Annotated in this window: 9 protein-coding genes; 3 read left to right on the top strand and 6 right to left on the bottom strand. The window is 71.1% G+C overall.

The genetic code is table 11. The features are described from left to right. The 4 genes from SFY69_03415 to SFY69_03400 all read right to left on the bottom strand — a co-directional run. A partial coding sequence (locus SFY69_03415) for an AAA family ATPase (protein MDX2131085.1) occupies positions 1 to 678 on the bottom strand: 678 nt, incomplete at its 3' end. Between the two features lie 174 nt (positions 679 to 852). Continuing rightward, positions 853 to 2,040, bottom strand: coding sequence for a PDZ domain-containing protein (locus SFY69_03410; GenBank protein ID MDX2131084.1), 1,188 nt, complete (start codon positions 2,038 to 2,040; stop codon positions 853 to 855). 95 nt (positions 2,041 to 2,135) lie between these two features. Beyond that, positions 2,136 to 2,822: a hypothetical protein gene (locus tag SFY69_03405; GenBank protein MDX2131083.1), complete on the bottom strand. Its 687-nt coding sequence runs from the start codon at positions 2,820 to 2,822 to the stop codon at positions 2,136 to 2,138. Further along, the gene (locus SFY69_03400) at positions 2,819 to 3,454 is read right to left on the bottom strand and encodes a sigma-70 family RNA polymerase sigma factor (GenBank protein ID MDX2131082.1); all 636 of its coding nucleotides are present in this window, start codon (positions 3,452 to 3,454) and stop codon (positions 2,819 to 2,821) included. The genes SFY69_03405 and SFY69_03400 overlap by 4 nt, the downstream gene beginning before the upstream one ends. Positions 3,455 to 3,547: 93 nt before the next feature. Between SFY69_03400 and SFY69_03395 the strand changes: the two genes are divergently transcribed. Genes SFY69_03395 through mutM form a run of 3 tightly spaced genes read left to right on the top strand, consistent with a single transcriptional unit; the run spans position 3,548 to position 6,052 of the window. Beyond that, positions 3,548 to 4,528 (top strand): twin-arginine translocase subunit TatC, encoded by a 981-nt coding sequence (locus SFY69_03395; protein MDX2131081.1) that lies wholly within the window; start codon positions 3,548 to 3,550, stop codon positions 4,526 to 4,528. A gap of 5 nt (positions 4,529 to 4,533) precedes the next feature. Continuing rightward, complete coding sequence (gene tadA, locus SFY69_03390) at positions 4,534 to 5,166, top strand: tRNA adenosine(34) deaminase TadA (protein MDX2131080.1); 633 nt, start codon at positions 4,534 to 4,536, stop codon at positions 5,164 to 5,166. Continuing rightward, the gene (gene mutM, locus SFY69_03385) at positions 5,144 to 6,052 is read left to right on the top strand and encodes a bifunctional DNA-formamidopyrimidine glycosylase/DNA-(apurinic or apyrimidinic site) lyase (GenBank protein ID MDX2131079.1); all 909 of its coding nucleotides are present in this window, start codon (positions 5,144 to 5,146) and stop codon (positions 6,050 to 6,052) included. The genes tadA and mutM overlap by 23 nt, the downstream gene beginning before the upstream one ends. A 322-nt stretch (positions 6,053 to 6,374) precedes the next feature. On the opposite strand, the gene dnaA is transcribed toward mutM, so the two are convergent. Continuing rightward, complete coding sequence (dnaA, locus tag SFY69_03380) at positions 6,375 to 8,069, bottom strand: chromosomal replication initiator protein DnaA (GenBank protein MDX2131078.1); 1,695 nt, start codon at positions 8,067 to 8,069, stop codon at positions 6,375 to 6,377. A gap of 184 nt (positions 8,070 to 8,253) precedes the next feature. Further along, entirely contained in the window at positions 8,254 to 9,249 is a 996-nt protein-coding gene (locus SFY69_03375; protein ID MDX2131077.1) for an MBL fold metallo-hydrolase, read from the bottom strand. Positions 9,250 to 9,335 lie beyond the last annotated feature (86 nt).

Below are 9,335 nucleotides of genomic sequence, written 5' to 3'. Positions count from 1 at the left end.
TTGCTGTAATCGCAGGATCTGGTCGCCGTGGAGGACGGGTTTGGGTTTGGCGCCGTGCGATCCGGTGGCGCGGCGAAGAATTTCTGTCTCGTCGGTTGCGCTCGGGTAATCGACACGAATCATGAACAGAAATCGATCGAGCTGCGCCTCGGGCAGGGGGTACGTTCCCTCCTGTTCGATCGGATTCTGCGTCGCGAGGACGAAGAAGGGATCGGGGAGGACGTGGCGCTTGCCGGCCGCCGAGACCTGTCGTTCCTGCATCGCTTCGAGCAGCGCCGCCTGCGTCTTCGGCGGCGTGCGGTTGATCTCGTCGGCCAGGATCACGTTCGAGAAGATCGGCCCGGGCACGAACCGCAACTCCCGCTGCCCCGTCGCCCGGTCCTCCTGGATGACCTCCGTCCCCGTGATGTCCGTCGGCATCAGGTCGGGCGTGAACTGGATGCGGCTGAAGCCCAGCGACAACGCCCGCGCGATCGTCGAGATCAGCAGCGTCTTCGCCAGCCCCGGCACCCCCACCACCACCACGTGCCCGCGGCAGAAGATCGCCATCAGCATCTGCTCGACAACCTCGTCCTGCCCCACGATCACCTTGCGGATCTCGTCGCGCAAACGCGACGCCGCCTCCTGCACCGCACGCACATCCGATGGGATCGCGCTGCCGACGTTCTCGTTGCTCATGCCCGATCCTATCGGCCCTGCGGGCCCGGGCGTTCCGCACGCCCCGCTTCAAAAAAATGAACAGGCCGCGCCAGGGGTGGCAGCGCGGCCCGTTCTGAACGGAGACATCGGAAAATCTGGGACACCGCGCCGCCCGGAGGAGGTTCGGAGCGGCACGGCGCCCGGGGTGAGCGCTTAGGGGTTCTTGGGCAGCCGACGCTCGATCTCGTCCAGCCGCTGGTGCAGACGCTCCAGCTCGCTGCTCAACTTCTCCATGAGCCGCCCGGAGTCCTGGCCCGGCTGCGCCGGCATCGGCATCACGAACGTCCGCCGCTCGCCCGCGCCGTCGGGCGCCACCAGCACGCGGGGCGACTGCCCCGGCTGGTACCGCCGCCAGAACGACTGCATGTCGTTCTGCGAATGCTCCAGCGCCTTGAGCGCCTGGCGCATCGCCTGCTCGACGTCCTTCTTGAGCTTGTCCGCGTCGAACGCCGGGCTCGCCTTCATCTCTTCCAGCGCCTTGGTCAGCGCCCGGCGCGCTTCGTCCTTCATCGCACGGGCGTCCTCGCCCAGCACGTCCATGTTCTCCCCGAGCACGTACCACGGGTTCTCGTTCGGTTCCGCCGGCGACGTCGCGCCCAGACGCTCCGCGTCGAACGCGGCCAGCGTCAGCGTCAGCGTCTTCTCGCCATCGCCCCGACGCACCACCACCTTCACCTTGTCGCCCGGCGCGCGGTCCTTGAGCGCCTCGCGCACGTCCGACACCGCCCCGATCTTCGCGTCGTGGACCGAGAGCAGCACGTCGCCCGGCTCCAGCCCCGCCTCTTGCGCCGGCAGGCCTTCGATCACGTCGTCGACCACCACCTCGCCGGTGTCGTCGCTCATGCGGATGCCGATCATCGTCTTGGGAGGCGTCGCCTCCGGCGCGATCGCCGGCGCGGGCTCGATCGGCGGCACCGGCGCGATGGGCGCCAGGGGCGTGCGCCCCTCGCCCCGGCGCGCCCGGGGCGTGCGCGGCGCAGGGGCCGCCGGCTGGCCCATCTGCACCTCGAACGTCTTGAGCACCTTGCCCTCGCGGTCGAGCAGCTCGATGCGCCCGTCCTCGCGGCGCACCCGATCGGCGGGCAGCTTGCGCCCGTTGATCTTCGCCGTCACCTCGCCGCCGCGGATCTCGAGTTCATAGCTCGTCGTGCCGTCGTTCTCCGACATGTACACGAACCCGCCCTGCGCGCCGCCCTGCCCGCCGGGCTGACCGCCCTGCAACGGGCGGTCGAGGCTGCCCTCCATGCGGTCGACCTCGCCCTGCTGGGCGAACGCGCCCGCCGCCAGCGCGAGGACCACCGCGCCCGAAACTGCCATCATCCGACGGATGTTGTTGTGCATGCGCATACCTCCGACCTTCCTTCCGAAACACTCCGTCCGACTTTCGTTCCCCACCGGGCGCGTCCCGCGCCCGTCCACCCATCCCCGCCCGGGGCCTACACAGGCCCCGACACGGGCGACCTCGGCGGCTGCTCGGGCGTCGGCGGCTCCGGAGTGATCCGGATGGGCACGCTCGACCCGAACTCGTCCGACGAGAGCTTGTACAAGTCCGGCACCTGGGTCCGCTCCATGATGAGCCGCAGGTACACCACGTCGAACCCGCGCCCGTCCGCCGCCGGCGCCGATCGCACCAGCCACTTCGCGGGCATCTCTTCGATCACCACGCCCTCGGCGCGCCCCTGCTCCAGGTACGCGTGCAGCGCGTCCGCCGCCGACAGCACCGGCACGCCCGCCATCGCCGGGTCCGACGCCGGCGTCCGCTCCACGCCCGTGCGCTGCATCAGCACCGCCAGCCCCACCAGCGCCGCCGCCGCCCACCCGCCCCACGTCGCCGCCAGGCGCGTGCGCTCCGCCGTGCGGCGCTCCTGCGCCCGCGGGCCGTCCGGCAGGTCCGCCATCATCGCGCGGTCCAACGCCCGCGCCATGCCCCGACGCAGCACCGCGTCGTCGCGGTGCGCCTGCGCCAGTTCGCGCCACACGCCCGGGTCTCGCGCGCCCAACGCCTCCAGGCGGCGCCAGTCCTCGTCGGTGGCCCCCCCGTCGATCACGCGCGTCAGCAGGATGTCCAGTTCGCCCTCGCTCATGTCGCCCACCCAGATGCGCCCCGCGTCATGATCCGTCACGCGTCGGGCGCGATGCCGTGCGCCGTCGCCAACTCGCGCAGCCGCCGCCGCCCACGGGCGATCCGCGTCTCGATCGTCGTCTCGGGAAGCCCGAGAATCTGCCCGATTTCCCGGTACGACAGCCCCTGCACCGCCTTCAGCAGCAGGGGCTCGCGATATCCCTCGGGCAGCGTCGCCGCCAGTTCCAGCAAGCGTCCGCCCTCGTCGGGCGGCGTCCCGCCGGGGCGGCCTGGCTCGGCGGGGGCGTCGCGCTCCTCCAGGCGTTCGTCGCGCCCCCGACGCTTGGCCGTACGGCCCGCCGCGTGCGCCGCGTTGATCGCCACCGTCCGGAGCCACGGGCGCACCGCCGCCGGATCCCGCAGTTCGTGCACCTTGCGCACCACCGACACCGCGACGTCCTGCAGCAGATCGTCGAGATCGGCCCACCGGGGCTTGTACGCAAGCAGGATCGCCGCAACCCACCGCCGGTGACGCTGCCACAGCCGCTCGACGCTCTCGCGATCGCCCGCCAGGGCGGCCCGGGCCTCCCGCCGCTCCGCGCGCGCGCTGGCTTCCTCGAAGCGCACCGTCCCCGTTTCCGACAGATCCGCCGGCGCTCCGATCCCATCCGCCATATCCGCCGGGTCCTGCACGCGGCGCTCCCGTTCGCAACATTCGGATGTCCGCAGCGTCGTTCTCCGTCACGCCGCGTCGTATCCTCCCCCCTCGCGCCCGGACTCCCCGCTATGCCCGCACAGAAGGCGAATCAGTCGCACATGCCGCTCGGCGATCACCTCGAAGAACTTCGCCGGCGGCTGATCTGGGCGCTCGCGGGCCTTCTTCCTATCGCCATGGTCGCGCTCGGGTTCGGGTCCTATCTCCTCGCGTTCCTCGTCGAGCCCGCCAAGTCCGCCCTGCGCGACGCCGGCCAGCCCGACATGCTCATCGGCACCGGCCCGCTCGAGACCTTCGCCACCTACATGAAGGTCTCCCTCATCGCCGCCGTCATCGTCGGCAGCCCCTGGATCATCTACCAACTCTGGCGCTTCGTCGCACCCGGGCTCCACCGCCACGAGAAACGCTTCGTGTACTTCCTGCTCCCGCTCTCGGCCCTCCTCACCGCGACCGGGCTCGTCTTCCTCTTCCGCATCATCCTCCCCGTCATGCTCGGCTGGCTCGTCGGCTTCGGCGCGACCATCGGCGCCGCCACCGCCAGTTCCGCCGCCGTCGGCGCGGACGTCGTCGTCCCCTCCGTCCCGCTGCTCGAGGCCGACCCCACCGACCCCGCCCCCGGCGCGCTGTGGTTCAACCGCACGCTCATGGAACTGCGCATCTGCGTGGGCACCCCCGAGGAGCGCGAGATCCGGGCCGTCTCCATGCACCGCCAGTCCGGCATCGTGCAGCAGTACCGCGTCAGCGAGTACGTCTCGCTGCTGCTCACCCTCACCCTGGCCTTCGCCGCGGCGTTCCAGGCCCCCGTCATCGTGCTGCTCCTGGGCTGGGTCGGGCTCATCGACCAGGCCTTCATCGCCAAGTACCGCCGGCACGCGGTGCTCATCTGCGCCGTGCTCGCCGCCGTCCTCATGCCCGGCGACCCGCTCTCCATGATCCTCATGTGGATCCCGCTCATGCTGCTGTACGAACTCGGGGGCGTGCTGCTCCGCATCTTCCCCGCCGCACGCGTCGCGGGCCCCGCCCCCTCCGATGACGGCGCGGGCGAGGGCTAACCCACATGCCCGCCCGCGCACTCTGGATGCTCATCGGCCGGCGCCTGGCACGCCCCGCGCCCTCCCGCCACGATCCGGCACCGCATGTTCCGGCCGGGCTCGATCCCGCCCCGCGCGCGCCGGGCGTCGCGACCCCGCGCGACCTCGAGGCCATGGAACGCGCGCTCGACCTGGCCGACGTCGCCGCCCGCATGGGCGAGGTCCCCGTCGGCGCGGTCGTGTACGACACCGCCACCGGGCGCACGCTCGGCGAGGGCTTCAACCGGCGCGAGCGCGACCACGCCCCCGACGCCCACGCCGAACTGCTCGCCATCCGCGCCGCCGCTCGCACCATCGGCGACTGGCGACTCAACGCCGCCACCCTCGTCGTCACCCTCGAGCCCTGCGCCATGTGCGCCGGGCTCATCGTCAACGCCCGGGTCGGACGCCTGGTGTACGGCACGCGCGACCCCAAGGCCGGCGCCGCCGGCTCGCTCATGCGCCTCACCGAAGACCCGCGCCTCAACCACCGCGTCGTGCCCATTGAGGGCGTCTGCCAGGCCCGCTGCGCCGACCTCCTCCGCACCTTCTTCCGAACCCTCCGCGCCCGCCGCAACACGCCCGCCGGAGAACCCGATGCCCGAACTCCCCGAGGTTGAGTGCGTGGGCCGGACCCTGCTCGCCCGCGTGCGCGGCGTTGCCGTGCGGGCGGTCGACATCCGCCGCCCCGACGTCTGCACCACGCACGACGCACGCCCCGTCACACCCCGCGACCTGCTCCTGGGCGCCCGCATCACCGACGTGGTCCGCCGCGGCAAGCAACTCGCGATCCTGGCAGACGACGGGCGCGCGCTCGCCGTGCACCTGGGCATGTCGGGCCGCCTGTCCGTGCAGGCCGCCGCGCCAGCCGCGGAACCCCGGCCCGCCCCGCACGCGCACGTCGTCTGGACGCTGGACAGTGACCTCTCACTCGTCTTCAGCGACCCGCGCCGCTTCGGGGGCCTGTGGACGTTCCCCTCCGCCGACGCCCTCCGCCTCGCCCGCTGGAGCACCCTGGGGCCCGACGCCCTGACGATCACGCCCGAGCAGCTCGCGGGAGTTCTGCGCGGCGCGGCCTCCATCAAGAGCGCCCTCCTTGACCAGCGCCGCATCGCAGGCCTGGGCAACATCTACGCCGACGAGGTCCTCTTCCACGCCCGCATCGCGCCCCAGCAGCCAGCGGGCACGCTCTCCCCTGCCGCCCGCGACGCGCTCGCCAACGCCATTCGCTGCGTACTGACCAAGGCCATCAAGGCCGGAGGCACAACGCTCCGGGACTACGCGGACGCCGAGGGCGTCTCCGGCACGTACCAAAACTCGCACGCCGTGTACGGGCGGGCGGGCCTTCCCTGCACCCGCTGCGGCACGCCTCTCGTCAGCGATCGGATCGCCCAGCGCACGACCTGCTGGTGCCAGCAATGTCAACCCAATCCGACCGACTTATCCACATTGGGGGTTTCCACCCCGCGCTCTCTACGGGCGAACACCCGTCCGGGCGGTCGATGAGCAGGTCTTCCTGCTATGAGTAAAAGAGAACTCTCCGTCTTCGTCGTAGGAAGCCATGGCGCTTTGTGCAGAGCGTGCGGAAATGCCATGTAAGTTGTTCGCCTACAACCACTTGAGATCACCACCGTCTTGTGCACGAGCTGTCGGCTGTCGGGCGGCGATACGCGGCTTGCGCACGCCCGCGGGAGTCTGAGCGCCGCCTCATCGCGCCGCACGCCGATTCGGCTACCCCCAGAAGCGCGCGGGCGTCAAGTCGTCCACAAGCACTCCACACGACAGGCGACGTCATGTGACACCCCCGAGGCCGCGTGTCCGCGGGGGCTTACCCGGGGTCGGAGAACGGCCCGCGCGCCCGGGTTTCCAGCGAGCGCAAGATCGTCTCGAACTCCGGCTGTTCGCGGCATTTCGCCTCGACGGCTCGGATCGCGTGCATCACCGTCGTGTGGTCGCGCCCCCCGAAGAACCCGCCAATTTCCTCGAGGGAATGCCGGGTGCTGCGCCGCGCCAGGTACATGCACACCTGGCGGGGCAGCGCGATCGACCGATGCCGCTGCTTGCTCTGCAGGTCCGCAAGCCGGATCGAGAAGTAGTCCGTCACCACGTTGATGATGTGCTGGATCGTCGGCTCGCCCACCGACGGCTGCGAGGGATCGCCCAGCGCGAGGCGCGCCAGTTCGAGGTCGATCGGGCGCTTCTCCACCACCGACTGGATCTGGAGCTTCACCACCGCGCCCTCGAGCTCGCGGATGTTCGAGTCCAGACGCTGCGCGATGTACCCCGCGACCGCCTCGGGCATCGGCATGCCCCGCAGGCGCGCCTTCGCCTTCACGATCTCCACGCGCGTCTCGTAGCAGGGCGGGTCGACCTTGCACACCAGGCCCCACTTGAAGCGGCTCACCAGCCGCTCCTCGAGATCGGGGATCTCTTCCGGCGGCGCGTCCGACGACAGGATGATCTGCTTGCTCGCCTGGAAGAGCGAGTTGAACGTGTGGAAGAACTCCTCCTGCGAGCGGTCCCGCTTCGTCAGGAAGTGGATGTCATCGATCACCAGCACGTCGACATCGCGGAACCGGTGGCGGAACTCGGCCATCTCGCCCGACTGCACGCACTCCATGAACTGCGTGACGAACCCCTCGCACGACGTGTAGTAGAGCGCCGCCCGGGGGCTGGCCTCCACGATCTTCAGGCAGATCGCCTGCAGCAGGTGCGTCTTTCCCAGGCCCACCCCGCCGTGCAGGAACAGCGGGTTGTACGTCCGCCCCGGGTTCGCGGCGACCGCCAGCGACGCCGCGTGCCCCAGCCGGTTGCTCGGCCCGGGCACGAAGTTCTCGAACGAGTAGTCCGGGTTGATGACCAGCGACTCGTACCGGGCCGGGGCCGCGGACGACGCGCGATACCGCGGCGTCGGGGCGCTCGGCGCCGGACGCAGTTCGATGTACTGAGCCGCGCCCGCCTGCTCGGGCCCCGTCCCGTCGCCGGCCGGGGTGTGCGGGGCGGGCGTGCCCCCCGACGCCGGATCGTCCGCCATCCCGCCGCGCCCGAGTGCCCCGCCGGGCTCGGCGGGCGGCACGAACGCCGGCGCGGACAGCGGGTCCGCTTGTGCGTCGGTCGGAGCGGGCCCCGGGCCGATCGGCGCGGCTTCCGGCGGCACGTCCTGCCCTCCCGCGGGACCCGGCCGGGCGCCCGCGGGGACTTCCGGCGCAGGGTCGGGCGCGCGCAGGGGCTGGTCGAGCCGCGGCCGGCGCGTGGGAATCTGGCGCTGAACTTCGTCGTCCGGGCCCAGGAACTTCACGGAGAGCAGGTGCCCCGTGACGGTGCGGGCGGCGTCGTTGAATGAGTCCGCGCACTGCCGGCGCAGATAGTCGCGGTGCAGCGGCGACATGGTCCGCAACTGGAGCGTGCCGTTGACGATGCCCAGGGGCTCGAGTTCCTCGAACCACTGGCGGCAGACCTGCGCGTGATGCGATCGCAGATGAGAGAGCATCCCCTCCCAGATCTGCCGATCCGGATGCGTCATCGCCCTCACGCTCCCCGCCGCGCGAGCGAAACCCTCCGTTCCCGCGCGTGCCCCGGGAACGAAGCGACCGAATTCCCGAACTCGAACCACCCAACCCACCGGGCGCGAGGCCGCGCCGAAGCAGAGGGAACGTACTGCGGAGGGGGCGAGGTGTCAACGTCCCCCGCGCGGCAATTGCGTCGGCCTACTCGTCCTCGTCGCCATCCGGCAATGGCGCGGGCGGTTGCGCGGGCTGGGCGGGCGGTGCGCCACGGGCACCCGCGCGCCGGTGCTCGCGCGCCTCGGCCTCCAGCACCTGCTGCTCGTAGCGCGCCTTGTTCGAGCGGTAGTCCATGAGCAGGTGCACCTTGCTCGCCGCCTTGCTCCCGGCGATCTTCGCCACCCGCTCGCGCGCGTACGCGAGGTCGGTGCGGCGCGAGACGTGGGCGAGGACGATCGCCTCGCACTCGAGCACGCGGAGCCACTCCGCGACGTCGTCGATGTGCATGTGCATGCCCACCCGCGCTCGCTCCTTGTGGTCGGGCTCGAAGAACGTGCACTCGGTGATGACGATCTGCGCCTGGCGCACGTCCGGGCGGATCAGGTGGGGCCCCGGGGCGGTGTCGCCGGTGAAGGCGATGAGCGGGATCTCGAACGAACGGGTGATCTCCACCCCGCGCTCCTTGAGCTCGCGCAGTTTCTCCTGCGGGAGTTCGAGGTACTCGGGCTTCAGTTTCGTGCGCTTCTCGCTCACGACGTACCCGAACGAGGGGCAGGTGTGCTCGGTCTCGAACCCGCGCAGGAACATGTTGTTCTTGATCTCGTAGGGCTGGTCGGGCAGGAGGGGGATCAGGTCGTAGGGCGTGCGCTGGCGTTCCAGCTCCACGTACCCCTCCATCATCCGCTTGATCGCCGGCGCGATGCGCGCGTCGCACAGCACCTTCGCCGTGCCCATCCCCTGGAACCGCCGCTGCGAGCAGAAGTACGCCAGGCCCCCGATGTGGTCCATGTGCCCGTGCGTGATGGCCAGGTGCTTGGCCGGCAGCATCGCCCGGGGGCAACTGCCGATGTCGAACCCCAGGTCGAGCTCGGGGATCTGCAGGCACGTCGCCTCGCCGGCGATCGACTCCCCGTACACGCGGAAGGGGGGGAGGTACAAAAAGCCGAGCGACGGCTCGCGCGGCGGTGGCTTGGGAATCATGCGGGAACACTCCGAACGCCGGGCTCTCGCCCGGCCGTGGGTGCGGCTCGGTGCAACCGCAGACTCTAGCCACCGCCGTGCGTGGA

The organism is Planctomycetota bacterium (assembly GCA_033763975.1).
Classification (GTDB): Bacteria; Planctomycetota; Phycisphaerae; order Phycisphaerales; family UBA1924; genus RI-211.
The sequence above is the reverse complement of the archived record's forward strand: the minus strand, read 5'-3'. Positions and strand labels throughout refer to the sequence as shown.

Coding starts and splice junctions, on each gene's coding strand:
- SFY69_03375 (MDX2131077.1), bottom strand. CDS start 9,249: ATGATTCCCAAGCCACCGCCGCGCGAGCCGTCGCTCGGCTTTTTGTAC.
- tadA (MDX2131080.1), top strand. CDS start 4,534: ATGCCCGCCCGCGCACTCTGGATGCTCATCGGCCGGCGCCTGGCACGC.
- SFY69_03395 (MDX2131081.1), top strand. CDS start 3,548: ATGCCCGCACAGAAGGCGAATCAGTCGCACATGCCGCTCGGCGATCAC.
- dnaA (MDX2131078.1), bottom strand. CDS start 8,069: ATGACGCATCCGGATCGGCAGATCTGGGAGGGGATGCTCTCTCATCTG.
- mutM (MDX2131079.1), top strand. CDS start 5,144: ATGCCCGAACTCCCCGAGGTTGAGTGCGTGGGCCGGACCCTGCTCGCC.
- SFY69_03410 (MDX2131084.1), bottom strand. CDS start 2,040: ATGCACAACAACATCCGTCGGATGATGGCAGTTTCGGGCGCGGTGGTC.